The following is a 25,046-nucleotide window of genomic DNA, read 5'->3' as shown; positions in this document are numbered from 1 at the left end:
ATGTACAGGTATTTAGCGCGATACAGAGGTGTTGGAGCACCCCTGTATCGCTAATCACAACCACTATTGAGTGAGAATAGAGATCATGACTGATTCAGAGTGTAATGCAGTTGGTTTAAATTCAGAAGCCCCTTCCGTTACCCAGCGCAAATTAACGGTGAGTTATGCCAGCCGGTATCCCAGTTACGCGCGTATTCCGTCGATTATCATGAAAGGCCAGTGGCTGGCTACCGCCGGATTTACCACTGGCACCGAAGTAGAAGTAAAAGTCACGGCGGGCCGTATCGTGCTGACCGTGAAACCACCAGAGCCGGTCGATGAGCAACTGGTTAACGCGTTAGCGCAGCTGAATAAGCTGCCCGCCAGGAAACAGAAGCAGGTTCTGGCTTTGTCGGGTGTGATTGCGGGTCAGATTTAATTTCTGCTGAAGAGATGCCGCTTCTGGTTGGGGAGCGGCAGATTAGTATTGCTGGCAATGATTATCCGCGTTTCTATATTTAAAGGATCTTTTTCCCCGCCAGCGTAGCGCTCCCCTGTTTTAATCGCCTTTTATAATGAGAGGACAGATAATCTATAGATTGGAATGATTTCAGGAGCATTAGTAAATAGTTATAAGCTGGTTGCTATCGGAAAATAAAGATTATCTATTTACTCACTATGTTTTTGTAAGAATCGTACTACTATAAAATGAGTGCAAAAAATCCAGCAATTAACAATCTACAAAAATCAGCGCTTACATCCTCTGGTGAATTTATATGATTTCCATGCTAAGTTCAGAGGCGTAACAAAATAGACCACAAGGAATGCAAACGTCAGAACAACAATATATGGAATGGAATCTGAAGGCTCTGCATTGAAAATGCCATCCATTCCAATAAGCATCAAAATAATAAGAGCAATAACTCCGCCCCAGAAGCGTTTACTTAGATCAATTACGAGGCTCTGAAGTGTATCTTTTTTTGACTCGTCTTTTTTTATAATACTTTTGAGTTTACCGATCTCTTTAGCGGAGAAGCCGTTATTATAGAGTTCTTGCTCAAATTCGCTCATCTGATTCATCCTGAATGACATTGTGATACGTGCGAAATATAGCACAGTGAACCCGGCCCATGCTAACCCACCTGTTTACATGGGCGGCAACGGTACCGCCCGATGATATTGTCTGCGCTGCTGTCATTGCTGTGGTGTAACCCGTTAATCCCGCGTTGGCTGCCCTCCTTAAGTGCTCTATCAATGCGCCTGTTACAACTGACTAATAAGCGGCCAGCAATACAGCTGCTGAAAGCCGGTTGGTGTGGCCAACGCAGCTCTGGCTGTACCCTGATGAGATGCGATCCAGAGGTAAGAGAAAAATGTGATGCACATCACAAGGTAAGCGAAGTGCTGAAAAAGTTATTAACTTATTACTCTCTTGCAAAATCAGGCATCTTTCTCAGACTTAAGAGTCAACCTTAGCTAAGGAGGAAACATGACTGACGAATTCAAAAAGTGCATCGAAGCCTGCTATCTCTGCGCAGCAGCTTGTGATAACTGTGCCGCATCATGCCTGGCTGAAGAAGAGCTTGAAATGATGCGTGAATGCATCAGGATGGACATGCAATGCGCCAACATATGCCGCCTGGCAGCTCAGTTTATGACCTTAAAAAGTGAGTTTGCCAAAGAACTTTGCCGCGTTTGCGCTGATGTCTGTCAGAAATGCGGAGATGAGTGTGGTAAGCACGAACATGACCATTGTCAGGAATGCTCAAAAGCCTGCCATCTCTGTGCAGAGCAATGCCGAAAGATGGCAGCATAAACTTTATCAACATAAAAACCCGCTTCGGCGGGTTTTTTATTGGCAAGCGGAAATATAAAAACCTCGTAACGGCGAGGTGACAAATTGCAACGCTAAAATTATCTCGGGGACACGGAAGAGACATTCGATATGTGCGTTCACGGTTATCGGTGGCGTTGACCGCGACAGTAGTTACTTCATCGGGTCTGACTGAGTGATAAATGATGTATACCGGTTGGCTGGTCCGGCTTCTGCCATCATCCCGGATAGTCATGATGCATGTATAAATCCACACTAACTGGCGGGATTAAGCCCAGGTTATGATCTGATTTCAATGGCTACCCGGGGTCACAACAGCCGGTTAATTAAACAGACAAACCAGCGCGAGATGAAGCAGCGTGGATATAACGATTAACCCTCGTCAATCTCTTCAGATAAGGTTAAAAATGAAAATAATTACAATTGCAGCGACCATTTTATTACTCACAGCCTGTGTATCCCATAATGACAGACAACACGCTGTGGGCATGGCTAACCCAGCCTCTGTGTATTGTGAAAAGATGGGCGGCAAGCTGGACATAGTTAAGGGCCCGGATGGTGAATCAGGTTACTGTACTCTGCCAGGCGGGGAGCGCATCGAGGAGTGGGCACTGTACAGAAGGGATAACCAGTAGGCTCGCTGGTCGGAAGGGATATCAGGGCAGCTATCAAGGAGCCGTAAGAATGGGATGTGGCTTTATGAAAGGAGGATTACCAGCATACGGCCGCATTGATGTTCCTGATTTCACAAAATGTGAAGTGCGATGAAAATACTGATATTTATTATATTATTCTCCGCAACCTGGTTTCTCATACCTGATGGCATCATCAGATCCCTTATAGAAGGCCACATTAGCGGTGATGGTGAAGGCGCTATAGATAGTTTCGAATTCACAGTGATTGCACTTAAGGCGGTGCTTTCGGTTCTGCTGGCCTTTATCGGTGCCTGGCTATATCGCAAAGCTAACCAACGATAACGAAGCGACATTCAAGAAGCTGTTCATCGACGGTATCCACAAGTACCTCAAGGGGCTGAACCCGCGGTGGCCTATGATGCCGGTTAGAGGGGAGCAGATCAGAACGGGATTGCACACCAGATGAGTGTGACTTTCAATAGATGCTAATAGACATCCGAATAAATTAACCTGGCTAAACGCCTTGATATTCGCGGAGTTAGTAGACTTTAAGAAGCTTCAGAAGGGAGAATTTGGTACCCCTACAGGATTCAAACCTTCTGACCAGTCTACTGCTCTATATGTGATTTTTTTATTTCAATTTGTGATCTGCTCCCAAAAATGCCCCCTTAGAAAACGACCACTCTCACGGCTGAGGTTCATCACTGCATGATTATGTGGGCGTAAATGACTCTGAACATAGTAAATGTTAAAAAAATTCTTAATTTACCTCACAAACAGAAAATGTATAATACTTAATCATTTGACTGAAAGGGATTGATTTTGAATGAAAGGAATCGACAAAAAACTTATCATCTTCACTACAAAAAAAAGATTCAATGACAGAAATGCTGATGACATGCAAAGTGGCGACATGGATGCTGATATACTGAAAAAGCATTGTCATCTCGGGCAAGTATCAACTTTCATCGACTGGACTACTTTTGGTCCCTCCTATCAGCATCCTGCTACTAATTCTATACAGCCAGTTAGTAGAGAAAAAGCCATTGCGATGTTATATGATGAGCTAAGATCTCAGTCCTATGCCTTTTCTTTCCGAGGAACATACCAGGGCTTGATCATAAATCTTTTCAATCATATGCAACGTAGTAATGGAAATGATTTTCATCATCCGTTTATGGATAATGCCTACAGAAATCTCATTTTGAGTGACAACTCTATCGATAGCACATTATCCATAATTAAAAACACTATCGAGCAATTTGATTTTAATAAGTCACAATTGACGAAAGAACATTTTTCAAATGTGTTATCTAAAAGTCGTTTACCAAAATACACAAGATGGAAAGATTTCGTCAATGGAATGGGCATTACCGTCCATGACATAAACAGCACGGAAATTTCTATAGAAAGCCTGACCTTCCAGGGCAATAAATATACTGCGACTATCAAATACAGAGCACAAGACCATTTTGGCTTAGATAAAGAAGATATCTTAAAAGCTAAATTCAACTCAATTACTTTCTTTAGAATATGGTTCGTTCTACAGAGGGCTAAGCATTTAGCTCAAAAGCCATTTTTCACAAATTTCGAAGCAACTATAACATTGACAGGAGAAAACAATGTTTAAATACAAAAGGATTGGAGCAGTTCTGATTTTATTAATATCAGTATATTGCATATGGATTGCTGTAAGACCAGCAAAAATAGTCAGAGTTGATAATGGTGCAGTTTTTGTAGAACATTTACCGATGACTACAGAAGGAAAACTAAAATGGTGGTTAGAAAACAAAGATTCGCTTCAGAATAAATATCATATTATCAACACCCCAGATAACTTCACTGTTATCATCATGAACTTCGATGGTTATGAAAAGTTACCAACAGGAACCAGAGATGGTTCAATTGATGACTATACCTGCTTTGATGATACTAATGGCGAGCATAAGAAATGTGTATATAACAGCATAGCATTAGTTATAAGAGGAAGTGTTGGCAGAAAAGCATTTATAAACATAGGCGATAAAACATATATACAGAGTTCTGATGGTAGAGTAACATTAAAATAAAAAAGATATTTATTACCAAATTGCTTCGAGGTTTAAATAGTCTAATCAGGTAAGTCAGGCTATTTCAAAATGTTTTTGACTAAATTATTTTTTAACAACCACATCATCTTTTTTAAGAAGAACAGAATTTATTTTGCTTTTCTCTTCTTCAATCATTTTTGTTTGAGTTATATTTATAATCTTATTAGCATCAACATCAGAATACGAAGACTGAAAAAAACCATTAGTCAACACTATTGTATTCAACAAGTTCGGTTAATTCAAAACATTCACCTATGCTCACGATTTTTAAGCAATCCTGAGAGGCGTAATACTCTCTAAATATAATATAAAAAATCTTCAGCAGGATACATTCTATAGCTTTCAGTAATTTTATTTTGTTCTAATAAATCTACTAAATCATCATGCACTTTGTTAAGAACTCTTTTGCCTCAGCAAATGATATTTGTTCATCTTTCATTTTATCTTTACTCATAAAACCCTCCATTTTCATTTATAATTCCTTTAACACACATTTATTTTTGTCAATATAATTCACATAAAACCTAATGGAGATTTTTGGAAGAACTAATTGTCAGAGTGAATTATGTCTTCACTAATCGCCGTGTAAGCAAGTCACAGCACATGGGAAAAGACACTCTTAACAGGGCCATAGCTAAGCTTTGCGGTATTGAGCCTGGCAGGAAGAAGCAACCGCCCAATGTTATGGGTGATATTGAATATTTTACCGTTCATGATCTGCTAAGAACGAACCGGAGCTTACTATGCCACTATACCCGCTTCTCTTTACCAGCTATACGGTATTTGAGTCTCCAGCTTTTGGCTCCGTTTGGAAATATTTCAAGATACATACCACCACCATCGGCAGGTTTGTATGACTTTTCTTTTGGCTTAGCAGAGTCAATTTGTCGGGCTGTCAACTTCATTTGGGGGCATCCAGTTGATTGAACCCGGCAATGCCCCCTATCCTGCCCCCAATCGAAACAAGAACGCAATAGGTGACCCTGGACCAAACTGGACCACAGAGAATTGTTATATTCTGATTTTAAAGGAAAAAGCAGACTGGAAAGGATGTTAACAGAAGAAAATATGGTACGCCCTACAGGATTCGAACCTGTGACCTACGGCTTAGAAGGCCGGTGCTCTATCCAACTGAGCTAAGGGCGCATGGAGATGGCACGGATTATACGTCGGGAAGCGGGTACGTCAACGTTTTTGCCGTTTCTCCGCAGCGAAGTGCTGCGGTAATGACCAATTGACGTCAGTGGCGCCTGCGCCATTCGCTGAGCGACACGAGTTTACCGTTGTCGGTAAATTCTCCTTCCAGCTCAATCCCTTGTGTTGTGAAACGCGCATTGTATTGCTCACGAAGTGCATGCAGCTCCTGGATGTCCGGCTCCAGCTGGCGCAGAAAGCCCAGCGCGAGCAGCAGCTGCTGGCGGCTAATAAGCGGTGGAAAACCGGCTCGACTGAGAATCGCATGCCAGCGCTGGCTGTTCTCCTCGCTGCCGTCAACAATGAACACCTGCCAGATCAGCAGTACCGCTGCGCCATTATGCAGGTGCGTTTCATTATCCTTACTGAGATAGTCGGTAAATTCTTTCGCCGCCTCTTTCCCCATCATAGAGATCATTGATTCCACCTGTACAGGTGGCAGCTGCAGCCGTTTGCTGAGCCGCTGAGCGGCGTGGCGTGAGCCAGCAGTGAGCAGCTGAAATCCAGCGACAAACACCACCGCCAGAGTAGCAAGCATTATCCAAATCATTACATCGTCCCCGGATTGTCCTGCAGATATCATACGCATGCAGGCTGGCACTCGTCGCGACGAAAAAGCCGGAAAGCACATACGCGTCTGAAACTGTAACTGACAGCGCGCCGCGCTTCTGACAAAATACCCCCCTTCCCCGATTCAACACAACACAGTGGATTTCCTCTCTGATGGCAGCAAAAATTATTGACGGTAAAACGATTGCGCAGCAGGTGCGCGTTGAGGTTGCGGAAAAAGTGAAGCAGCGTCTGGCCGCCGGAAAACGCGCGCCGGGTCTGGCAGTGGTTCTGGTGGGTGAAAACCCGGCATCGCAGATCTACGTGGCCAGCAAACGCCGCGCCTGTGAAGAGGTCGGTTTCCACTCCCGCTCTTACGATCTGCCTGCTACGACCCGCGAAGCTGAGCTGCTGGAGCTGATTGATGCGCTCAATCAGGACGACGAAATCGATGGCATTCTGGTGCAGCTGCCACTGCCAGCCGGCATTGATAATGTCAAAGTGCTGGAGCGCATCACGCCTGATAAAGATGTCGATGGATTCCACCCCTATAACGTCGGTCGTTTGTGTCAGCGTGCGCCAACCCTGCGTCCCTGCACGCCACGCGGTATCGTGACGCTGCTGGAGCGCTACAACATTGACACCTACGGCCTGAATGCCGTAGTGGTTGGCGCATCCAACATTGTTGGTCGTCCGATGAGTATGGAACTGCTGCTGGCGGGCTGCACCACGACCGTCACTCATCGCTTTACCAAAGATTTGCGTCATCACGTTGAGCATGCCGATCTGCTGGTCGTTGCAGTGGGTAAGCCAGGGTTTATTCCGGGTGACTGGATCAAACCGGGCGCCATCGTCATCGACGTGGGCATTAACCGGCTGGAGAGCGGCAAAGTCGTGGGCGATGTTGATTTTGACAGTGCATCCGAGCGCGCCTCCTACATTACCCCGGTGCCGGGCGGTGTTGGTCCGATGACAGTAGCTACACTGATTCAAAACACGCTGCAGGCGTGCGAAGAGTTTCATGATAAAGAGGTGGTTTAAATGACAAGTTTTTCACTGAGTAAATTCCCGCACGTCGATCTGTGTGACCTGCTGAAACTGGAAGGATGGGTTCAGAGCGGCGCACAGGCGAAAGTCGTGATTGCCGAGGGTGAAGTGAAGGTCAACGGTGCGGTAGAAACCCGCAAGCGCTGCAAAATCGTAGCCGGTCAGACCGTAGAGTTCGCGGGTTTCCGCATTACTGTGGTCGAGTAATTTCCGGGCGTCCCTGCGGGGACGCTGTTACACCCGCTCATCTCCCTTCACGCACGTCTCCCCTTCCCGCTGTTCCAGTACAATATGATTCACCGCCGTATGCTGCGCTATCAACGTCGCGAGCCGGGGTGAATGGCTGGTGATCCAGAGCTGACTGAACTCGCTGGCTTCGGCGATTAAGCGCGCCAGCGCAGGCAACAGATCTTCATGCAGGCTGTTTTCCGGCTCATTCAGTGCCATAAAGGCTGGCGGACGTGGGCTGAGCAGTGCGACAACCAGACAGAGAAACCGCAGCGTGCCATCAGAAAACTCGGCGCTCTCCAGCGGACGCAGAATGCCCTGGCGCGACATCAGCATCTGGAAACGGCCATTCTGCACATCGACATCAAACTGGCTGTCGGGAAACGCCTGTTCCATCACCTCAGACAGGAGTTCGGAATGACCGCGCTCAACAATGGTCGCCCAGGCCGCCGCCAGATTGCTGCCATCATGGCTCAGCACCGGCGCACGCACACCAATCTGCGGCGCACGTATCGGTGAGCCAGGCCAGACCGCAAACTCATGGTAGAAGCGCCACTGCTGCAGACGTTCGCGCAGCTGCGAAAGCTCCGGATAGCGATGCGGTTCGCCAAGCTGACCAAACAGCGACTCTTCGGGATGCAGCACCGCCGGATAGGCGACGCGCTCGCCCTCAACGTTGTGCAGAAAGGCGGTCTGATTTTCGCGCTGCATAATACAGGCGGAAGGGCGACGCTGCTGACCGCTCAGCCAGAGTCGCTCCTGCTTCACCAGCGGATCAAGATTGAACAGACTGGTCACCAGCGGCTCGGGAAAGCCAATCTCCAGCTGGTAATCCATGTCATTCATTACCACGGCCAGCTCCAGGCGCTTTGGATCGTGTCGGCGATCGCCCCGGCGTAAGCCGCCCGCCCACATCGCTTTCTGAATGCCACCTTCTTCAGCCAGCGCCAGTGCCAGGCGACCGCTGGCCGCCTCATGCAGCAGCCGCACCGCTTTGTAGAGGTTGGATTTACCGCAGCCGTTAGGACCGCTCACCACATTCAGTTGCTGCAGCGACAGCGTCAGGTTACGTATCGAGCGGAAGCCACGGATCTGAATCTGTTCAATCGCCATAATAAAAAAGGGCGATTGCTCGCCCTCTCCGGTTTATTTTCGACGCCAGCTGGAGCCCTGCGGCCCATCCTCGACGATGACACCCAGCGCGTTAAGCTTGTCGCGCGCGATGTCCGCTTCCGCCCAGGCTTTGGCGGCGCGCGCATCGGCACGGGCTTTCACCCAGTGCTCAATCTCGGCAACCTCTTCGTCATTGACCTGCGCGCCGCTTTGCAGGAACAGCTCAGGATCCTGCTGCAGGATGCCCAGCACGTTGGCCATCTCGCGCAGCTTCGACGCCAGCCCATGTGCTGAAGCGCCATCTTCACTTTTCAGGCGGTTCACTTCACGCGCCATGTCGAACAGTACCGAATAGGCTTCCGGGGTGTTGAAATCATCATCCATTGCGCTGCGGAACCGCGCTTCAAAGGCTTCGCCGCCGTGGGCAGGCACGCTGCTGTCGGTGTGACGCAGTGCCGTATAGAGACGCTCCAGCGCCGCACGCGCCTGATTCAGATTATCTTCGCCGTAGTTAAGCTGGCTGCGATAGTGACCGGACATCAGGAAGTAACGCACCGTCTCCGCATCATAATGTTGCAGCACGTCACGCACGGTAAAGAAGTTACCGAGCGATTTGGACATCTTCTCGCGGTCAACCATCACCATGCCGGAGTGCATCCAGTAGTTGACGTAAGGGCCGTCATGGGCGCAGCTCGACTGGGCGATTTCGTTTTCATGGTGCGGGAACATCAGATCGGAGCCGCCGCCGTGGATATCGAAATGGGTGCCCAGCTGTTTGCAGTTCATTGCCGAGCACTCGATGTGCCAGCCGGGACGACCGTTACCCCACGGCGATGACCAGGCTGGCTCATCCGCTTTGGACATTTTCCACAGCACGAAATCCATCGGGTTGCGCTTCACGTCGGCGACTTCAACGCGCGCACCCGCCTGCAACTGCTCCAGATCCTGACGCGACAGCGCGCCGTAATCGGTGTCGCTCAGCACATCGAACATCACGTCGCCATTGTCCGCCACATAAGCGTGACCGCGAGCGATCAGTGTTTCCACCAGCTCGATAATCTCAGCGATGTGACGGGTAGCGCGCGGCTCCTCATCGGGCGGCAGAATCCCCAGCGCGGCGAAGTCGTTGTGCATCTCGCCAATCATGCGGTTGGTCAGGGTTTCGATGCTCTCGCCGTTTTCGTTGGCGCGCCTGATGATTTTGTCATCAATGTCGGTGATGTTACGTACATAATTAAGCTGATAACCGAGGTAACGCAGGTAGCGCGCCACCACGTCAAACGCCACGAACGTCCGCCCATGACCAATGTGACAGAGGTCATACACCGTGATGCCGCAAACATACATCCCGATTTTACCGGCATGAATGGGTTTGAATTCCTCTTTCTGTCGACTCAGGGTGTTATAAATCTTAAGCATTGAACGGTTCCGTTTTCGCGTGTGGTTGGCACTTTTAAGTATCCAGACATTGTGCCGTATTTTTATCGCTCGCGCGACGCAAAGCAAGCCAACTGCGCCGCGCTGCTGACGCGTCATTGGAAATTATGATATAAGAACGGTCGACAAAAAGGGGGACGCCCATCAACAGAGCGACCTCAGCAACTGATGACAACCTTTACAGGACGACAAAAATGGTAACTTTCCAGACGAACCATGGCGATATCGTAATCAAAACTTTCGATGATAAAGCGCCGGCAACCGTACAGAACTTCCTGGATTACTGCCGTGAAGGTTTTTACGACAACACCATTTTCCACCGCGTAATCAACGGCTTTATGATTCAGGGCGGCGGCTTCGAGCCAGGCATGAAGCAGAAAGAAACTAAAGCCGAAATTCAGAACGAAGCCAGCAATGGCCTGAAAAACACCAAAGGTACGCTGGCCATGGCACGTACCTCTGCGCCGCACTCTGCGACCGCACAGTTTTTCATCAACGTAGCTGACAACGACTTCCTGAACTTCCGTGACGAAAGCGTTCAGGGCTGGGGCTACTGCGTGTTCGCTGAAGTGGTTGAAGGTATGGATGTGGTCGAGAAGATCAAAGCGGTCTCTACCGGCCGCAGCGGTATGCACCAGGATGTGCCAAAAGACGACGTCGTTATCCAGAAAGTGACCGTCAGCGAGTAATGTCGCGCACGCTGTTTATCGCAGATCTCCATCTGTGTCAGGAAGAACCGGCGATTACCGCCGGTTTTCTGCATTTTTTACAGCGCGAAGCGCCCCACTGCGACGCGCTCTATATTCTCGGCGATCTGTTTGAAGCCTGGATTGGCGACGACGATCCCAATCCACTGCATCAGCAGGTTGCCCGCGCCCTGCGCGCCCTGCCGGTTCCGGTCTACTTTATCCATGGCAATCGCGACTTCCTGATTGGCCGACGCTTCGCGCAGGCCTGCGGCATGACGCTGCTGCCGGAAGAGCAGGTGCTGACGCTCTACGGCCATCGGTTGCTGATCATGCACGGCGATACGCTCTGTACCGACGATGCGGGTTACCTGCGTTTTCGTGCCAAAGTACATAATCCCTGGATCCAGCGGCTGTTTCTCGCGTTGCCGTTGTGGATCCGTAAACGCATTGCCGCCCGGATGCGCGCCGACAGTAAACAGGCCAACCAGCATAAATCCCAGACCATCATGGATGTGAATCAGGAAGCAGTCGTCGCCACTATGCTGCGCCAGCAGGTGCCGCTGTTGATTCACGGTCACACTCATCGCCCGGCGATTCATACGCTGAGCCTGCAGGGTGAACCGGCGCAACGCGCGGTGCTGGGTGCCTGGCACAGCCGGGGTTCCATGATCCAGCTCGACGCCAGTGGCATTCAGCTTATCCATTTCGACTTTTAATCTGCGGTTAAATCCACGACTTTAAGCCCGACGCAACCGTTTTCCTTGCGTGCTTCTCATGCTATTCTCGGTGCCCTTCAAAACCTGTCCGCCCGGCCAGGTCTGTTTGTTTATTCACAGGAGTTGACCGCATGTCATCCAACGCCCCGGCCCGCATCGCCATTGTTATGGGTTCCAGAAGTGACTGGGCCACCATGCAGTTCGCCGCTGAAATCCTCTCCAGCCTGGACGTCCCTTTTGATGTTGAAGTGGTCTCTGCGCACCGCACCCCGGATAAACTGTTCAGCTTCGCCGAAACGGCAGCCGACAAGGGTCTTCAGGTGATTATTGCTGGCGCAGGTGGCGCGGCACATCTGCCGGGTATGCTGGCGGCAAAAACGCTGGTGCCGGTGCTGGGTGTGCCGGTTCAGAGCGCAGCACTGAGCGGCGTCGATAGCCTCTATTCAATTGTGCAGATGCCGCGCGGTATTCCGGTCGGTACGCTAGCGATTGGCAAGGCGGGCGCAGCCAATGCCGCGCTGCTGGCGGCGCAGATTCTGGCGCTGCATGACAGTGCGCTGGCGTTACGCCTGACCACCTGGCGTCAGAGCCAGACCGATGAGGTGCTGAACCATCCCGATCCGCGGGTGGATGCATGAAGCCGGTTTGCGTACTGGGCAACGGCCAGTTAGGTCGTATGCTGCGTCAGGCGGGTGAGCCGCTGGGCATCGCGGTGTATCCGGTAGGCCTGGACGCCGATCCCACCGCGCTCCCTATCGCCGACAGCGTGATCACCGCCGAAATCGAACGCTGGCCGGAGACGGCGCTGACGCGTGAGCTGGCCAGCCATCCGGCCTTTGTTAACCGCGATATCTTTCCGCGTCTGGCGGATCGTCTGACGCAGAAACAGCTGCTGGATCAGCTGGGACTGGCCACCGCGCCGTGGCAGTTGCTGGCGGACAAAAGCGAATGGCCAGCGGTGTTTGACTCGCTGGGCAAGTTAGCGATTGTGAAAAGCCGCACCGGCGGTTACGACGGCCGGGGTCAGTGGCGTCTGCGTGCCGATGAGACTCACACCCTGCCGGAGGCGTGCTACGGCGAATGCATCGTTGAGCAGGGCATCAACTTTTCCGGTGAAGTCTCACTGGTGGGGGCGCGCGGTCACGATGGCCAGGTAGTGTTCTATCCGCTGACGCATAACCTGCATCAGGATGGCATTCTGCGCACCAGCGTCGCGCTGCCGCAGGCGGATCAGGCACAGCAGCAGCAGGCTGAAGCGATGCTGAGCGCGATCATGCAGGAACTGAACTACGTCGGCGTAATGGCGATGGAGTGTTTCGTTACGCCAGACGGATTGCTGATCAATGAGCTGGCGCCGCGCGTCCATAACAGCGGGCACTGGACGCAGAACGGTGCGTCGATCAGCCAGTTTGAGCTGCATCTGCGCGCCATTCTTGGCCTGGCATTGCCGCAGCCGGTGGTGTTTGCGCCGTCGGCGATGGTTAATCTGATTGGCACTGACGTGAATCTGAGCTGGCTGCAACAACCGCTGGTGCATCTGCACTGGTATGACAAAGAGGTGCGTCCGGGTCGTAAAGTGGGCCATCTGAATCTGACCGACAGCGATACAGAACGGCTCAGTGCTGCCCTTAACGCGCTGGTGCCGCAGCTACCGGAAGCGTACGCCAGCGGCATCGCCTGGGCGGTTGAAAAACTGTAATCCTCCGCACCGCCTGATAATGCCTTTATCAGGCGGCTCAGAAGATTAATGTGATGGACGCATACGCCGGTGAGCCAGGGTCGACACCGGTCAGACAGATTCAGTCGCCGGTAACGGTGCGATCGGGTTCAAGGTCAAAGGCGGCCTGTGCCGCCTTATTCCAGCACTCCCTTACGCCGCATCAAACTTCCTGAACAGCGCCTTCCCTTTCAGTAATCGGATCCCCAGCCAGCCACCGCACAGCGACAACAGCAGCGCGCCACACAACGGCAGCGCCAGCCACAGGGTCCAGTCAGGCTGCCACGGGAAGTCGAAAATCTTAGTCTGTAATCCCCACAGTGCCGCTTCTGCCCCCATCGCCGCTGCCACGCCGGAGACCACGCCGAGCAATGCAAACTCACACCACAGCGTCGTACGCAGCAGCCGTTTACCGGCACCCAGCGTGCGATAGACCACCAGCTCCTGACGCCGCTGACGCATACCGACCTGAATCTGCGCCAGCAACAGCAACACGCCGCAGGCGGTTACCAGCACCACCATGATCTCCAGCGCCTGGCTGACCTGCGCCAGCACCTGACCGATCTGCCGCATAATACTGCCGATATCCAGCAGACTCAGCGCCGGAAAAGCACGATTCAGCTGCGCCAGCAGAACAGGATTCGCCTCCATGCGGAAGCTGGTGAGCCAGGTCTGCGGCTGGCTGTCGAGCGCGCCCGGCGGGAAGATAAAGAAGAAGTTCGGCTTCAGGCTTTCCCAGTCCACTTTACGCAAGCTGGTGATGCGCGCGCTGAAGGTCTGCGTATCGCCGTCGAACGTCAGAGTATCGCCGAGCTTCAGCCCCAGCCGATCCGCCAGCTCCACTTCCATCGACACTTCACCCGCTTTGGGTGGCCAGTTGCCTGCCACCAGCGGATTGTGATCCGGGCGATCGGCCAATTCCGTCAGGTTGAGTTCACGGTTCAGGGCATTATCCAGCTTCGGATCGGCCGGTTTACCGTTGAGTTCACTGAGCCGTACCCGCGCAATCGGGTAAAAGGTCCCGGGCGTGATCTGATGCGACTGCAGGAAATCACGCACCTGCGGCACCTGATCTGCCGTCATGTTCAGCAGAAAGAAGTTCGGGCTATCCGCCGGTAACTGCTGCTGCCAGCGATCCAGCAGATCGCCACGCATTACCAGCAGCAGCGCCAGCAACATGAACGACAGCGAAAAGGCCGCAAGCTGGCTCAGCGTCATGCCGGGCTGGCGCAGCAGCCGGTTGATCGCCAGTCGTAACGCCAGATTGCGCACTACCAGCCGACGCAGCAGCAGCAGGGTTCCCCAGCCGAGCAGGGCCAGCAATCCCGACAGCACCACCACACCCGCCAGCAGCGCCCAGAGCATTTTACTGCCGCCAACCAGCAGCGCTAACAGCGTCACCACGACAGCAATCATCACCGGAATATAGATCTTCAGCGGCCAGAGATTGGCTACCGCATCGCGTCGCAACACCCGCAGCGGCTGCGTCGCCAGCAGCAGACGATAAGGGCGCAGACCCACCAGCAGCGAAATCACAAACAGCGATCCCACCGCCCAGATCCACGGCCAGACGCTCGCCGCCGGTAAGCTGGCAGGCAGCACGGGTTTCAGCATCGCCATCAGGATCGCTTCCACGCCCTGCCCTACCAGGCCACCGGCAATCGCCGCCAGCAGCAGCACCGCCAGCCACTGACCGATGATCAGCCGCTGCAACGCGCCGTGCGTCGCACCCAGGGTTTTCAGCACCGCCACCAGATCGTAGCGGCTGCGACAATAGTGGCTCATGGCGACCGCCACGGCCGCAATTGCCAGCATCAGCGTCAGCAAGGCCGAGAGCAGCAGGAACTGCTGTGCCCGCTGCATCGAACGGCCTAATGCATCTTCCGAGTTCTCCACGCTGATCCAGCGCTGGTCCGCCTTCAGCTGCGGTTCAATCCAGCGGTCATAGCTGGCCAGCTGATCGGGATTACCGGAGAACTTATAGCGCCAGGTGATGCGGCTGCCTGGCTGAATCGCACCGGTTTTGGCGGCATCCGCCAGATTGATCAGCAGACGCGGCGCCATCTCAAACGGATTAAAGCCGCCATCCGGCTCCTGGATCACCTCGCCGCTAATGCGCAGCTGGGTATCACCCACTTCCAGCGTGTCGCCCACTTTCAGGTTCAGCAGCGCCATCAGGCGCGGTGCCGCCAGCGCGGTACCCGCCTGCGGCCTCAGCCCTGGCGGCTGCGTCTGCAGCGTGCCAAACATCGGGTAGCGATCGTCCACCGCTTTTACTGAGGCAAGCTGCGGTGACTGATCGTCAAAGGTCATGGTCATAAAGGTCAGCTGACGGCTGACCGTCAGACCGGTTTCAGCTGCTTTTGCCAGCCAGGCTTCTGGCGCTGCATCACTGCTGCGCAGCGTACGGTCTCCGGCCATAAAATCACGGCTCTGCTGATTCAGCCCTTTTTCCATGCGATCGCTGATCGACCCCAGCGCCAGCACGCAGGCCACCGCCAGCGTCAGGGCCAGCCAGACAATCAGCAGCGAGGGCGAACGCCACTCGCGCCAGAACCAGCGCCAGATCATTGCTCCTCCCACAATATACCGTCGCGCAGCCGCAGGCGACGATCGCAGCGCGCCGCCAGTTGCTCGTCATGCGTCACCAGAATCAGCGTGGTGGCAAAATCGCGGTTAAGGGAAAACAGCAGATCGGCGATGCGGTCACCGGTTTTACGATCGAGATTGCCGGTCGGCTCATCGGCAAACAGCAGACCAGGACGGCCACTGAAGGCGCGGGCCAGCGCCACCCGCTGCTGCTCGCCGCCTGAAAGCTGGGCGGGCAGATGATGCAGACGTTCACCCAGTCCGAGCAGCGTCAGAAGCTCTTTCGCCTGTTCACGGCTCTGACGGTCGCTGTCGCCGCGCAGCAGCGACGGCAACTGCACGTTCTCCTGGGCATTCAGGGTCGGCACCAGCATAAATGACTGAAACACAAAGCCGACCTGCCGGGCACGCAGGGCCGCACGCTGCTCTTCATTCATCTGGTGCAGGGGCTGCCCCAGCAGGTGGACTTCGCCGCTGCTGCCATCGTCCAGCCCGGCCAGAATTCCGAGCAGGGTTGACTTGCCGGAACCGGACTCGCCAATCAGCGCAATGGTCTCAGCTGGTTTGACAACCAACTCAACTCCGGTAAGGATGGTTAACTGATGCTCTCCCTGACCGACGGACTTAGTAAGATGATGAACTTCAACAATGTTTTCCGCTGGCATTATCCCTTCCTGTTATTGATTCTTCTGCTGGTGTCGCGTCTTGCTGCTGCAGATACGCTGATGGTGCTGGGCGACAGCCTGAGTGCGGGCTATCGCATGTCTGCCACTGCGGCATGGCCCAGCCTGCTCGATAAGCAGTGGCAGCAAAAACCTAAAGTGATCAACGCCAGTATCAGCGGTGATACGGCTGCACAGGGGCTGGCGCGCCTGCCCGCACTATTAAAACAGCATCAGCCGCAATGGGTGTTAATCGAATTGGGCGGTAACGATGGTCTGCGCGGTTTCCCGCCCGACGATATCGCGCAGAATCTGAGTAAAGTTATCGACGATGTTAAAGCCGCCAATGCGAAGCCGCTACTGATGCAGATTCGTCTGCCTGCCAACTATGGCCGCCGCTACACCGAAGCGTTCAGCGGCATCTATCCCGGATTAGCGCAGCAGCATAACATTCCTCTGGTGCCCTTTTTCATGGAGCAGGTTTATCTGAAACCCGAATGGATGCAGCAGGATGGCATTCATCCTAATCCTGATGCCCAGCCTTTTATCGCCCAGTTGATGGCAAAAGATCTTGCCCCCTTAGTTAAGCAGCCGTAGCGCGCCGGGATGCGCCAAAAGGGTAAAGAAATGCAAAAGCATTAAATAACGGCAAGGTGGCGACGGAGATTTTCGACCGCTTTGCCATCTCTAAGTGTCCAGGCTTCCTCTCTAAACAATATCAATGCGAAAAGATAATTCTGCCGTTCCTTAAAATTCACTTTAATGCATCTTAAATTAGCATTTTAACAGTCGCATATAAGTTGGCCTTACCCTCTGCAACTGGTTAACATTTCTGCACGGAATTTTAGCTGCAAAGGAATGTATATGCCCTATCACCGCTATCACGTCCCTCGCATATTTCGCCTGACTTCATCTGTCGGCGCTTGTGGGACCAATAATCCCGATGAAGTTAAATCAATCCAACGCATGATAAATGATGCTGGCTATCAGTTCGCAACGGGTCGCACGCTCCCAACAAATGGACAATGCGATACTGCCACCACTGAGGCTATACGCTGGTATCAGCGGTTGCTGAACCTCTCGCCGAGTGGATTGGTTCAGCCAGCCGACACATGGTTTATCAGGGCAATAAGTGAAGCAACCACACCTGGCTGGCGGCCTTCTAATACCTCTGGCCCCTTACGAGTCAGCCAGGGACAAATTACTTTTGACGCCGAAGGCACCGACTATATAACCGCCGTGGAGCCCTTCAAACAGCGCCGCTATCCCAATTTTTCACGCATTCTTCAATGGCCGCCCACGAGTTTTTCGGGGGTTACACTTGGTCGAGGCTATGATATGGGCAGTAGATCTGCTGGTGAAGTCTACTCCACACTAAGGCAAGCTGGGATTGAAGAATATAAAGCCGTTCTGTGCTCTAAAGCAGCTGGCCTGAAAGGGCGGCACGCAGAACAGTTTGTTAAGGTTTATGGTCCGTTGGTCGGCGAGATAACCCATACTCAACAAATCCGACTTTTTGAAATTGCGTACAGGGTTAAACGGAACGAAGCTCTTAACCTTTATCGGCGAATAGCACAATCCATGCCTTCCGCCCCGGCATGGGAACAGTTAGACCCCAAAATTCGAGATGTCGTAACCGATATTTTCTATCAGGGTGTTCACAATGCCAGAGCACTGTTTCAGTGCCGCAATTGAAGTTAAGCCCGCATTAATAGCCCATATTAAAAGTAGTCCTACATACATGACCTACGAAAACCACAGAAACAGAATAAGGTATCTACAGTGAAAAAATTCTTAATTCTAATGGTCGCTCTTATTGCACCTGCTATGGCGCAGGCTGAATTATCATCAGGGCCAGAACGTGACGCCTGCTTCAAACAGAATGAAGACATACCAACCGCATATAACTGTCTGTCTGCCAAAAAAGACAACAGCAATAAAGCGCTGGATGCGCTAATAGCGGATGCAGTTAAGAGAATCAAAGCCAATAATGTCGGCCCGTTTAATGGAAAAGAGTCCAGCAAAGAAACGTCCGGAGACGTTTACTCTCGGCGCTTTCTGGATGCGCAAAAAAATGGAAGGATTACCGGACTCAACTTTGCCTGTCTGTAGCTACAGAGCTTAACGAGGACGCATACGACTACCAGTCATATATCGACCAGTGCCAAATTAACCTGAACAAAAATCATTCTGCTGAAATCACACAAATGGGACTGCCACCCGTCAATTAAGCACTCTGGTCTTTCTGCTCAGACGTAAAATCTGAAACCGGGCATTTTTGCGGGGCTGTATAGCCCCGTTTACCGCCCGTTCTGCCAGCCGATGCGGGCGACAAACTGTTAATTCACAACATAAAAGCATTAACGGGTATAACTTAACTTATTGATTATTAAAGCTAATTAAAAGGGTGTAAATTTGTGCAAAAAACCATTCTGATTACAGGTTGTTCGAGCGGTATTGGCCTGGTTGCCGCTCACGATTTACTGGCGCGGGGCTACCGGGTGATCGCAGCCTGCCGTAAAGCAGAGGATGTCGCCCGCATGGAAACAGTGGGCTTTACCGGGCTGCAGCTGGATCTCGACGATCCGCAAAGTGTGGATCGGGCCGCCGATACTGTGCTCGCGCTCTGCGATAACCGTCTGACGGCGCTATTTAACAACGCCGGATTTGGACTCTATGGCCCGCTGCACACCCTCTCCCGCCAGCAGCTGGAACAGCAGTTTTCCAGCAACTTTTTCGGCGTCCATCAGCTGACACTGCGTCTGTTGCCCGCGTTGCAGGCCAGCGGCGATGGCCGAATTATTAATACCAGCTCGGTGCTGGGGCTGATCTCCACGCCAGGCCGGGGTGCCTATGCCGCCAGTAAATATGCGCTGGAAGCCTGGAGCGATGCGCTGCGGCTTGAAGTGCGCAGCCGCGGAATCCGGGTCAGCCTGATTGAACCGGGTCCGATTCAGACCCGTTTTACCGACAATGTGACGCAGGGCGAACAGCATAACCCGGTGCGCAACCCTGGCATCGCGGCACGTTTTACCCTGCCGCCGGAAGCCATTCTGCCTAAACTTCGTCATGCACTCGAGAGTAAACATCCGCGTTTACGCTATCCGGTGACACTGGTCGCACACATAATGAGCCTGCTAAAACGGTTACTGCCCGGCTGGATGCTGGATCGCATTTTGCGCAGCCATTAATCAGCCATGCGCAATAGCGCTTGAAGCCGGGCCAGTTGGCCCCATATTCTTAGAACACTTTTTGCAAAGAGACTTATCCATGTCACCACAAGCTTCTATCATCGACATCAACGAATCTAACCTGCAGCAGACCCTTGAGCAGTCGATGCAGCTGCCGGTGCTGTTCTACTTCTGGTCTGAGCGCAGCCAGCACTGTCAGGAGCTGACGCCTGTGCTGGAGCGCCTGGCGCAGGAGTACGCGGGTCAGTTTATTCTCGCAAAACTGGATTGCGACAAAGAGCAAAGGGTGGCGTCGCAGTTTGGTCTGCGTTCAATCCCGACCGTCTATCTGTTCCAGGATGGTCAGCCGGTTGATGGCTTCCAGGGACCGCAGCCGGAAGAAGCGATCCGCGCCCTGCTGGAAAAAGTCCTGCCGCGCGAAGAAGAGCTGAAAGCGCAGCAGGCGATGGCGCTGATGCAGGAAGGTAAACCGCTGGAGGCGCTGCCGCTGTTAAAGGATGCATGGCAGCTGAGCAACCAGTCCAGCGAGATCGGTTTCCTGCTGGCTGACGTATTGATTACCCTTAACCGCAGCGATGAAGCGGAAGCGGTGCTGAAAGTGGTGCCATTGCAGGATCAGGATACCCGCTATCAGAGCCTGATGGCGCAGATCGATCTGCTGAAACAGGCAGCGGATACGCCGGAGATTCAGCAGCTGCAATCCCAGCTGGAGGCTGACCCGACTAACGCCGGGCTGGCTGCTAAACTTTCGTTACAGCTGCATCAGGTGGGTCGTAATGAAGAAGCGCTGGAACTGCTGTTCAGCTTCCTGAAATCCGATCTTAATGCCGCTGATGGCCAGGCGCGTAAAATGCTGCAGGAAATTCTGGCGGCGCTGGGTACCGGCGATGCACTTGCCGCGCGTTATCGCCGTCAGCTCTATTCCCTGCTCTACTAAGCGGCAGCACCCCGGGCCGAAGCGACTCGGCCCGTTAATCTGACAACGCGGAGGTTGTATGATAACTGTAATTCCTGCCCTGATTATTCTGGCGCTGGTGGCGGTCTGGGCCACCGTCAAGATCGTGCCACAAGGTTTTCAATGGACGGTTGAGCGCTTTGGCCGTTATACCCGCACCCTGCAGCCAGGATTAAGCCTGGTGGTGCCGTTCATGGATCGTGTGGGTCGTAAGATCAACATGATGGAACAGGTACTCGATATTCCCTCGCAGGAGATCATCTCTAAAGACAATGCCAACGTCACCATCGATGCGGTCTGCTTTATTCAGGTCGTTGACCCGGCGCGTGCTGCGTATGAAGTCAGCAATCTTGAGCAGGCGATTCTGAACCTGACCATGACCAATATGCGTACCGTGCTTGGCAGCATGGAGCTGGACGAAATGCTGTCGCAGCGCGACAGCATCAACACCCGCCTGCTCCATATCGTGGATGAAGCGACTAATCCGTGGGGCGTCAAGATCACCCGCATCGAGATCCGCGATGTGCGTCCGCCGCAGGAGCTGATTGGTGCGATGAATGCGCAGATGAAAGCGGAGCGAACTAAACGCGCCGATATTCTGACCGCCGAAGGGGTGCGACAGGCGGCGATCCTGCGCGCTGAAGGGGATAAGCAGTCGCAAATCCTCAAAGCAGAAGGTGAACGGACCTCGGCGTTCCTGCAGGCAGAAGCGCGCGAACGTCAGGCTGAAGCGGAAGCTAACGCCACTAAGATGGTCTCGGAAGCGATCGCTTCAGGTGATATTCAGGCCATTAACTACTTTGTGGCACAGAAATATACCGATGCGCTGCAAAAAATCGGTGAAGCCAACAACAGCAAAGTGGTGATGATGCCGCTGGAGGCGAGCAGTCTGCTGGGTTCGATTGCGGGCATCGGTGAACTGCTGAAGGAATCACGCACTGAGTCGAAACGCTGATGCTGGTCGATATTATCGCGCATCCGCACTGGTTCTGGCTGACGCTGGGTGGGTTACTGCTGGCGGCTGAGATGCTGGGCACCAGCGGTTACCTGCTCTGGAGCGGGCTGGCGGCGGTCATCGTCGGCCTCATTGAGTGGTTTGTGCCGGTAAGCTGGACGGCGCAGGGGTCTCTGTTTGCCGTGCTGACGCTGATCTGCGTCTTTTTGTGGTATCGCTGGATGCGCCACCGTGAAGCGCGTCAGAAACCCAATGCTCTCAACCAGCGCGGCAGTCAGATGATCGGGTTGCAGCTGACGCTGGATACCGCGCTGCATAACCGCACCGGCCATGTGCGGATCGGGGACAGCAGCTGGCGAGTTGAGGCGGAGCAGGATCTGCCTGCAGGCACAGCAGTGGTCGTAACCGGCATTGAGGGGATTACGCTGCGTATTCAGCCACGCTGACCGCCGCACCCGGCCAGATTGTTGATAATCGGACATTCGGCGCTGTCATCGCCGGGACAGGCCTCTGCCAGCGCCAGCAGGCGAGCGCGCATGACGTGCAGCTCTTCAATATGCGCCGCAATTTCGTCCGCTTTCTGCAGAGTGCGGGCTTTTACATCGGCACTGTGGCGCGACGGATTGTTAAATAGCGCCACCAGCTCACGACACTCATCCAGCGTGAAGCCAACCTGTCGCGCCTGGCGTAACAGGTTCAGCTCCTCAAGATGGTGTCCGTTGTAGCTGCGGTAGCCATTTTCACTGCGCAACGGCGGCGTCACCACACCCTTCTCTTCGTAAAAACGTATCGCCTTGCTGGTCAGTCCGGTCTTTTTTGCCACATCGCTGATGTTCATTTTCGTCCCCTTGACCTTCCCCTTGATGGAAGGTTTATGCTTAAGCATGAATCGAAAATGACCAATCGGTCAAATGGGATTACAGAAGGAGTTGATTATGTCACACACTATTTCTCTGGCACTGGACGGCTTGTCCTGCGGCCACTGTGTCAAACGTGTCAAAGAGGCACTGGAACAACGCGATGATGTTGACCAGGCCGACGTGACCCAACAGGAAGCGCAGGTTTCCGGTCACGCGGATGCGGCGGCGCTGATCGCTACTGTGGAGCAGGCGGGCTATCACGCGACGCTGAAAGCGGCGGACGATTCCCCAAAGTCTGAACCGTTGACAGCATCAGAGCCGCCGCCGGAGGCGCTGACAACGGAGTCCGCTTCCCGCCCGGCAGAAACAACACTCCCCACCCATATGCTGCTGATTGAGGGCATGACCTGCGCCAGCTGCGTGAGTCGGGTGGAAAAAGCGCTGCAGCAGGTCGCAGGCGTCAGCCAGGCGCGCGTCAATCTCGGCGAACGTAGTGCGCTGGTGCTGGGCGACGCTGACCCGCAGCAGCTGGTAGCGGCCGTCGATGCCGCAGGTTATGGCGCGCAGGTGGTGGATGACGAGCAGGAGCGGCGGGAGAAGCAGCAGCTCAGCGCCCGCAGCGCGATGCGGCGTTTCAGCTGGCAGGCTGCAGTCGCCTTAGCGTTTGGCGTGCCGCTGATGATCTGGGGCATGGTGGGCGACAACATGATGCTCACCGACCACAACCACGGCGTCTGGCTGACGCTGGGCATCGTGACTCTGCTTATCATGATCGTCACCGGCAGCCATTTTTATCGCAGTGCCTGGCGCAGTTTACGCAATGGCAGCGCCACCATGGATACGCTGGTGGCACTCGGTACAGGCGCCGCCTGGATTTACTCCTTTAGCGTGGTGCTGTGGCCCGACTTTTTCCCGCCACAGGCGCGCCATCTCTATTTCGAAGCCAGCGTCATGATCCTGGGCCTGATCAATCTGGGGCATGCCCTGGAGCAACGGGCGCGTCAGCGATCCTCTAAGGCGCTGGAAAGATTGCTGGATCTGACGCCAGCCCAGGCGCGGCAGGTTGATCAACAGGGTGACAGACTGATTCCGGTCAGCGAAGTGCAGCCCGGCATGACGCTGCGGCTGGTCACCGGCGATCGGGTGCCGGTCGATGGCGAAATCGCCACGGGTGAAGCCTGGTTTGATGAAGCGATGCTGACCGGCGAAGCGGTGCCGCAAAGCAAGACCCCAGGCGCAGCCATCTTTGCCGGCACCCTGGTGCAGGATGGCTCGGTAGAATTTATCGCCCGGGCGACGGGTAATCACACCACCCTGTCGCGCATTATCCGGCTGGTGCGTCAGGCGCAGAGCAGTAAACCGGATGTGGGTCGTCTGGCGGATCGCATCTCCGCCATTTTTGTCCCGGTAGTGGTGTTGATTGCACTGCTCAGCGGCGCAGTATGGTATCTGTTCGGACCGCAGCCACAAATTGCCTACATGCTGGTAATCGCGACAACCGTGCTGATTATCGCCTGTCCTTGTGCGCTGGGCCTGGCGACGCCGATGTCGATTATTGCCGGTGTTGGCCGCGCCGCCGAGCTGGGCGTGCTGGTGCGCGACGCCGATGCTTTGCAGCGCGCCAGCCAAATCGACACCCTGGTGTTTGATAAAACCGGCACACTCACTGCCGGCAAGCCGCAGGTCAGTGACGTGCAGGTCTGGGGTGATGCCACCCGTGAATCAGTATTAGCGACCGCGGCTGCGCTGGAGTTCGCCTCGGGTCATCCACTGGCGAAAGCGATTGTCGCCGAAGCGAAACTGACCCAGCCGCCTCTGTTAGCGCAATTTCGTACAATACGTGGCAAAGGGGTCAGCGGTAGTCTGGATGGCAGAACGCTGCTGCTGGGTAATGCCGCGCTGATGCAGGATAACGGCGTCGATTACCAGGCGGCGGAGGCAGAGATTGCGCGGCTGACGCAACAGGGTGCAACACCGGTGTTACTGGCTGAGCAGGGCCAGCTAACCGGGCTGATCGCGCTGCGCGATCAGCTTCGACCGGAAAGCGGCGCAGCCCTGAAGCGACTGCATCAGCAGGGTTTTCGCCTGATTATGCTGACCGGCGACCATGAAAATACCGCGCGCGCCATTGCGGCCGAGGTCGGTATTGATGAAGTGATTGCCGGCGTGATGCCGGAAGGCAAAGCGGCTGCAATTGAACAATTACAGCAGCAGGGCCGTCGCGTCGCGATGGTGGGTGATGGCATCAATGACGCGCCCGCACTGGCTCAGGCCGATGTGGGCATTGCCATGGGTGGCGGCAGCGATGTGGCGGTGGAAACCGCAGGCATCACGTTGATGCGTGCCGACCTGAACAGCGTGGCAGACGCGTTAGCGCTCTCTTCCGCGACCCTGCGCAATATCCGGCAGAATCTGTTTGGGGCATTTATCTATAACAGCATCGGCATTCCGGTGGCAGCGGGTGTGCTCTATCCGCTGACCGGTACCCTGCTCAGCCCGATTGTGGCGGGTGCAGCGATGGCGCTCTCATCCATTACCGTGGTCAGCAATGCTAACCGCCTGCTGCGTTACCGGCCACCGCGCGAGTGATCGCCGTTTCAGCGCTG

The 25,046-nt window shown here is 53.8% G+C and carries 27 protein-coding genes, 1 tRNA gene and 3 pseudogenes; 22 read left to right on the top strand and 9 right to left on the bottom strand.

The window, feature by feature from the left end:
- Positions 1 to 85 precede the first annotated feature (85 nt).
- Positions 86 to 418, top strand: a complete 333-nt coding sequence (locus FOV68_RS06650; RefSeq protein WP_143990522.1) for a SymE family type I addiction module toxin — start codon at positions 86 to 88, stop codon at positions 416 to 418.
- A 308-nt stretch (positions 419 to 726) separates the two neighbouring features.
- Here the strand turns inward: FOV68_RS06650 and FOV68_RS06645 are convergent, their stop codons facing one another.
- A complete protein-coding gene (locus tag FOV68_RS06645; protein WP_143990521.1) occupies positions 727 to 1,050 on the bottom strand; it encodes a hypothetical protein in 324 nt (107 codons plus the stop codon).
- Positions 1,051 to 1,468: 418 nt separating this feature from the next.
- Between FOV68_RS06645 and FOV68_RS06640 the strand changes: the two genes are divergently transcribed.
- From FOV68_RS06640 to FOV68_RS24310, 7 genes and pseudogenes are all read left to right on the top strand, one after another.
- Positions 1,469 to 1,795 carry a four-helix bundle copper-binding protein gene (locus FOV68_RS06640; protein ID WP_072036911.1) on the top strand — a complete coding sequence of 109 codons (327 nt, stop codon included), beginning with the start codon at positions 1,469 to 1,471 and terminating at the stop codon, positions 1,793 to 1,795.
- Between the two features lie 425 nt (positions 1,796 to 2,220).
- Positions 2,221 to 2,448 carry a DUF333 domain-containing protein gene (locus FOV68_RS06635; protein ID WP_064704620.1) on the top strand — a complete coding sequence of 76 codons (228 nt, stop codon included), beginning with the start codon at positions 2,221 to 2,223 and terminating at the stop codon, positions 2,446 to 2,448.
- Positions 2,449 to 2,577: 129 nt separating this feature from the next.
- Complete coding sequence (locus FOV68_RS06630) at positions 2,578 to 2,790, top strand: hypothetical protein (RefSeq protein WP_115387821.1); 213 nt, start codon at positions 2,578 to 2,580, stop codon at positions 2,788 to 2,790.
- A pseudogene (locus tag FOV68_RS24315) lies at positions 2,768 to 2,914 on the top strand (LexA family protein); the annotation flags it as partial. The gene FOV68_RS06630 and the pseudogene FOV68_RS24315, both read left to right, overlap by 23 nt.
- 360 nt (positions 2,915 to 3,274) lie before the next feature.
- Positions 3,275 to 4,078 (top strand): DUF3289 family protein, encoded by an 804-nt coding sequence (locus tag FOV68_RS06625; protein ID WP_143990520.1) that lies wholly within the window; start codon positions 3,275 to 3,277, stop codon positions 4,076 to 4,078.
- A complete protein-coding gene (locus FOV68_RS06620) occupies positions 4,071 to 4,517 on the top strand; it encodes a DUF943 family protein (RefSeq protein WP_143990519.1) in 447 nt (148 codons plus the stop codon). Before FOV68_RS06625 ends, FOV68_RS06620 begins: the two co-directional genes overlap by 8 nt.
- Before the next feature lie 585 nt (positions 4,518 to 5,102).
- Positions 5,103 to 5,279 (top strand): annotated as a pseudogene (locus tag FOV68_RS24310) (integrase); the annotation flags it as partial.
- Positions 5,280 to 5,290: 11 nt separating this feature from the next.
- Here FOV68_RS24310 and FOV68_RS06610 read toward each other — a convergent pair.
- From FOV68_RS06610 to FOV68_RS06600, 3 genes and pseudogenes are all read right to left on the bottom strand, one after another.
- Positions 5,291 to 5,443 (bottom strand): annotated as a pseudogene (locus FOV68_RS06610) (Arm DNA-binding domain-containing protein); the annotation flags it as partial.
- A 164-nt stretch (positions 5,444 to 5,607) separates the two neighbouring features.
- Positions 5,608 to 5,684, bottom strand: a tRNA-Arg gene (locus tag FOV68_RS06605).
- 94 nt (positions 5,685 to 5,778) lie between these two features.
- Positions 5,779 to 6,282 carry a DUF1198 family protein gene (locus FOV68_RS06600; RefSeq protein WP_115765147.1) on the bottom strand — a complete coding sequence of 168 codons (504 nt, stop codon included), beginning with the start codon at positions 6,280 to 6,282 and terminating at the stop codon, positions 5,779 to 5,781.
- Between the two features lie 173 nt (positions 6,283 to 6,455).
- Here FOV68_RS06600 and folD point away from each other — a divergent pair, with 173 nt between their 5' ends.
- Both folD and ybcJ read left to right on the top strand, forming a co-directional pair.
- Positions 6,456 to 7,322: a bifunctional methylenetetrahydrofolate dehydrogenase/methenyltetrahydrofolate cyclohydrolase FolD gene (folD, locus tag FOV68_RS06595; protein ID WP_010671240.1), complete on the top strand. Its 867-nt coding sequence runs from the start codon at positions 6,456 to 6,458 to the stop codon at positions 7,320 to 7,322.
- Positions 7,323 to 7,535 carry a ribosome-associated protein YbcJ gene (gene ybcJ, locus FOV68_RS06590; protein ID WP_143990517.1) on the top strand — a complete coding sequence of 71 codons (213 nt, stop codon included), beginning with the start codon at positions 7,323 to 7,325 and terminating at the stop codon, positions 7,533 to 7,535.
- 27 nt (positions 7,536 to 7,562) lie between these two features.
- Here the strand turns inward: ybcJ and FOV68_RS06585 are convergent, their stop codons facing one another.
- Entirely contained in the window at positions 7,563 to 8,669 is a 1,107-nt protein-coding gene (locus FOV68_RS06585) for an AAA family ATPase (RefSeq protein ID WP_143990516.1), read from the bottom strand.
- A 33-nt stretch (positions 8,670 to 8,702) separates the two neighbouring features.
- Positions 8,703 to 10,088, bottom strand: a complete 1,386-nt coding sequence (cysS, locus tag FOV68_RS06580) for a cysteine--tRNA ligase (protein WP_010259051.1) — start codon at positions 10,086 to 10,088, stop codon at positions 8,703 to 8,705.
- A gap of 212 nt (positions 10,089 to 10,300) precedes the next feature.
- Between cysS and ppiB the strand changes: the two genes are divergently transcribed.
- The 4 genes from ppiB (at position 10,301) to purK (ending at position 13,210) form a co-directional block, all read left to right on the top strand.
- A complete protein-coding gene (gene ppiB, locus FOV68_RS06575) occupies positions 10,301 to 10,795 on the top strand; it encodes a peptidylprolyl isomerase B (RefSeq protein ID WP_010259052.1) in 495 nt (164 codons plus the stop codon).
- A complete protein-coding gene (lpxH, locus tag FOV68_RS06570; RefSeq protein WP_031592136.1) occupies positions 10,795 to 11,511 on the top strand; it encodes a UDP-2,3-diacylglucosamine diphosphatase in 717 nt (238 codons plus the stop codon). Before ppiB ends, lpxH begins: the two co-directional genes overlap by 1 nt.
- A 131-nt stretch (positions 11,512 to 11,642) precedes the next feature.
- Complete coding sequence (gene purE / locus FOV68_RS06565) at positions 11,643 to 12,149, top strand: 5-(carboxyamino)imidazole ribonucleotide mutase (protein ID WP_010259054.1); 507 nt, start codon at positions 11,643 to 11,645, stop codon at positions 12,147 to 12,149.
- Positions 12,146 to 13,210, top strand: coding sequence for a 5-(carboxyamino)imidazole ribonucleotide synthase (purK, locus tag FOV68_RS06560; protein ID WP_143990515.1), 1,065 nt, complete (start codon positions 12,146 to 12,148; stop codon positions 13,208 to 13,210). The genes purE and purK overlap by 4 nt, the downstream gene beginning before the upstream one ends.
- A 171-nt stretch (positions 13,211 to 13,381) precedes the next feature.
- On the opposite strand, the gene ybbP is transcribed toward purK, so the two are convergent.
- Positions 13,382 to 15,799 carry a putative ABC transporter permease subunit YbbP gene (gene ybbP, locus FOV68_RS06555; protein WP_143990514.1) on the bottom strand — a complete coding sequence of 806 codons (2,418 nt, stop codon included), beginning with the start codon at positions 15,797 to 15,799 and terminating at the stop codon, positions 13,382 to 13,384.
- Positions 15,796 to 16,482: a putative ABC transporter ATP-binding protein YbbA gene (gene ybbA / locus FOV68_RS06550; RefSeq protein ID WP_143990513.1), complete on the bottom strand. Its 687-nt coding sequence runs from the start codon at positions 16,480 to 16,482 to the stop codon at positions 15,796 to 15,798. The genes ybbP and ybbA overlap by 4 nt, the downstream gene beginning before the upstream one ends.
- On the opposite strand from ybbA, the gene tesA reads away from it, so the two are divergent.
- From tesA to FOV68_RS06515, 7 genes are all read left to right on the top strand, one after another.
- Positions 16,450 to 17,076, top strand: a complete 627-nt coding sequence (tesA, locus tag FOV68_RS06545; protein ID WP_181882718.1) for a multifunctional acyl-CoA thioesterase I/protease I/lysophospholipase L1 — start codon at positions 16,450 to 16,452, stop codon at positions 17,074 to 17,076. The two genes, ybbA and tesA, sit on opposite strands and share 33 nt — an antisense overlap.
- A gap of 267 nt (positions 17,077 to 17,343) precedes the next feature.
- A complete protein-coding gene (locus FOV68_RS06540) occupies positions 17,344 to 18,174 on the top strand; it encodes a peptidoglycan-binding protein (RefSeq protein ID WP_143990512.1) in 831 nt (276 codons plus the stop codon).
- 87 nt (positions 18,175 to 18,261) lie between these two features.
- A complete protein-coding gene (locus FOV68_RS06535) occupies positions 18,262 to 18,591 on the top strand; it encodes a hypothetical protein (protein WP_255473639.1) in 330 nt (109 codons plus the stop codon).
- Positions 18,592 to 18,896: 305 nt separating this feature from the next.
- Positions 18,897 to 19,670: an SDR family oxidoreductase gene (locus FOV68_RS06530; protein ID WP_031592147.1), complete on the top strand. Its 774-nt coding sequence runs from the start codon at positions 18,897 to 18,899 to the stop codon at positions 19,668 to 19,670.
- Positions 19,671 to 19,749: 79 nt separating this feature from the next.
- Entirely contained in the window at positions 19,750 to 20,607 is an 858-nt protein-coding gene (locus tag FOV68_RS06525; protein ID WP_022626096.1) for a co-chaperone YbbN, read from the top strand.
- Between the two features lie 58 nt (positions 20,608 to 20,665).
- A complete protein-coding gene (locus tag FOV68_RS06520; protein ID WP_010259065.1) occupies positions 20,666 to 21,580 on the top strand; it encodes an SPFH domain-containing protein in 915 nt (304 codons plus the stop codon).
- A complete protein-coding gene (locus tag FOV68_RS06515) occupies positions 21,580 to 22,026 on the top strand; it encodes an NfeD family protein (RefSeq protein ID WP_010671234.1) in 447 nt (148 codons plus the stop codon). The genes FOV68_RS06520 and FOV68_RS06515 overlap by 1 nt, the downstream gene beginning before the upstream one ends.
- Here the strand turns inward: FOV68_RS06515 and cueR are convergent.
- Positions 22,014 to 22,418 carry a Cu(I)-responsive transcriptional regulator gene (gene cueR / locus FOV68_RS06510; protein ID WP_039388344.1) on the bottom strand — a complete coding sequence of 135 codons (405 nt, stop codon included), beginning with the start codon at positions 22,416 to 22,418 and terminating at the stop codon, positions 22,014 to 22,016. The genes FOV68_RS06515 and cueR overlap by 13 nt on opposite strands.
- A gap of 97 nt (positions 22,419 to 22,515) precedes the next feature.
- Between cueR and copA the strand changes: the two genes are divergently transcribed.
- Positions 22,516 to 25,029 carry a copper-exporting P-type ATPase CopA gene (gene copA, locus FOV68_RS06505; RefSeq protein ID WP_143990511.1) on the top strand — a complete coding sequence of 838 codons (2,514 nt, stop codon included), beginning with the start codon at positions 22,516 to 22,518 and terminating at the stop codon, positions 25,027 to 25,029.
- The last annotated feature ends 17 nt before the right edge of the window (positions 25,030 to 25,046 follow it).

Origin of the sequence: Pantoea sp. paga (assembly GCF_007558755.1) — a bacterium.
GTDB classification, from domain to species: Bacteria; Pseudomonadota; Gammaproteobacteria; order Enterobacterales; family Enterobacteriaceae; genus Pantoea; species Pantoea agglomerans.
The sequence above is the reverse complement of the archived record's forward strand: the minus strand, read 5'-3'. Positions and strand labels throughout refer to the sequence as shown.

What these genes read in the sequence shown, in the direction of transcription:
- FOV68_RS06650 (WP_143990522.1), top strand. Translation starts at nt 86, where the DNA reads ATGACTGATTCAGAGTGTAATGCAGTTGGTTTAAATTCAGAAGCCCCT.
- FOV68_RS06645 (WP_143990521.1), bottom strand. Translation starts at nt 1,050, where the DNA reads ATGAGCGAATTTGAGCAAGAACTCTATAATAACGGCTTCTCCGCTAAA.
- FOV68_RS06640 (WP_072036911.1), top strand. Translation starts at nt 1,469, where the DNA reads ATGACTGACGAATTCAAAAAGTGCATCGAAGCCTGCTATCTCTGCGCA.
- FOV68_RS06635 (WP_064704620.1), top strand. Translation starts at nt 2,221, where the DNA reads ATGAAAATAATTACAATTGCAGCGACCATTTTATTACTCACAGCCTGT.
- FOV68_RS06630 (WP_115387821.1), top strand. Translation starts at nt 2,578, where the DNA reads ATGAAAATACTGATATTTATTATATTATTCTCCGCAACCTGGTTTCTC.
- FOV68_RS06625 (WP_143990520.1), top strand. Translation starts at nt 3,275, where the DNA reads ATGAAAGGAATCGACAAAAAACTTATCATCTTCACTACAAAAAAAAGA.
- FOV68_RS06620 (WP_143990519.1), top strand. Translation starts at nt 4,071, where the DNA reads ATGTTTAAATACAAAAGGATTGGAGCAGTTCTGATTTTATTAATATCA.
- FOV68_RS06600 (WP_115765147.1), bottom strand. Translation starts at nt 6,282, where the DNA reads ATGATTTGGATAATGCTTGCTACTCTGGCGGTGGTGTTTGTCGCTGGA.
- folD (WP_010671240.1), top strand. Translation starts at nt 6,456, where the DNA reads ATGGCAGCAAAAATTATTGACGGTAAAACGATTGCGCAGCAGGTGCGC.
- ybcJ (WP_143990517.1), top strand. Translation starts at nt 7,323, where the DNA reads ATGACAAGTTTTTCACTGAGTAAATTCCCGCACGTCGATCTGTGTGAC.
- FOV68_RS06585 (WP_143990516.1), bottom strand. Translation starts at nt 8,669, where the DNA reads ATGGCGATTGAACAGATTCAGATCCGTGGCTTCCGCTCGATACGTAAC.
- cysS (WP_010259051.1), bottom strand. Translation starts at nt 10,088, where the DNA reads ATGCTTAAGATTTATAACACCCTGAGTCGACAGAAAGAGGAATTCAAA.
- ppiB (WP_010259052.1), top strand. Translation starts at nt 10,301, where the DNA reads ATGGTAACTTTCCAGACGAACCATGGCGATATCGTAATCAAAACTTTC.
- lpxH (WP_031592136.1), top strand. Translation starts at nt 10,795, where the DNA reads ATGTCGCGCACGCTGTTTATCGCAGATCTCCATCTGTGTCAGGAAGAA.
- purE (WP_010259054.1), top strand. Translation starts at nt 11,643, where the DNA reads ATGTCATCCAACGCCCCGGCCCGCATCGCCATTGTTATGGGTTCCAGA.
- purK (WP_143990515.1), top strand. Translation starts at nt 12,146, where the DNA reads ATGAAGCCGGTTTGCGTACTGGGCAACGGCCAGTTAGGTCGTATGCTG.
- ybbP (WP_143990514.1), bottom strand. Translation starts at nt 15,799, where the DNA reads ATGATCTGGCGCTGGTTCTGGCGCGAGTGGCGTTCGCCCTCGCTGCTG.
- tesA (WP_181882718.1), top strand. Translation starts at nt 16,450, where the DNA reads ATGATGAACTTCAACAATGTTTTCCGCTGGCATTATCCCTTCCTGTTA.
- ybbA (WP_143990513.1), bottom strand. Translation starts at nt 16,482, where the DNA reads ATGCCAGCGGAAAACATTGTTGAAGTTCATCATCTTACTAAGTCCGTC.
- FOV68_RS06540 (WP_143990512.1), top strand. Translation starts at nt 17,344, where the DNA reads ATGCCCTATCACCGCTATCACGTCCCTCGCATATTTCGCCTGACTTCA.
- FOV68_RS06525 (WP_022626096.1), top strand. Translation starts at nt 19,750, where the DNA reads ATGTCACCACAAGCTTCTATCATCGACATCAACGAATCTAACCTGCAG.
- FOV68_RS06520 (WP_010259065.1), top strand. Translation starts at nt 20,666, where the DNA reads ATGATAACTGTAATTCCTGCCCTGATTATTCTGGCGCTGGTGGCGGTC.
- FOV68_RS06515 (WP_010671234.1), top strand. Translation starts at nt 21,580, where the DNA reads ATGCTGGTCGATATTATCGCGCATCCGCACTGGTTCTGGCTGACGCTG.
- cueR (WP_039388344.1), bottom strand. Translation starts at nt 22,418, where the DNA reads ATGAACATCAGCGATGTGGCAAAAAAGACCGGACTGACCAGCAAGGCG.
- copA (WP_143990511.1), top strand. Translation starts at nt 22,516, where the DNA reads ATGTCACACACTATTTCTCTGGCACTGGACGGCTTGTCCTGCGGCCAC.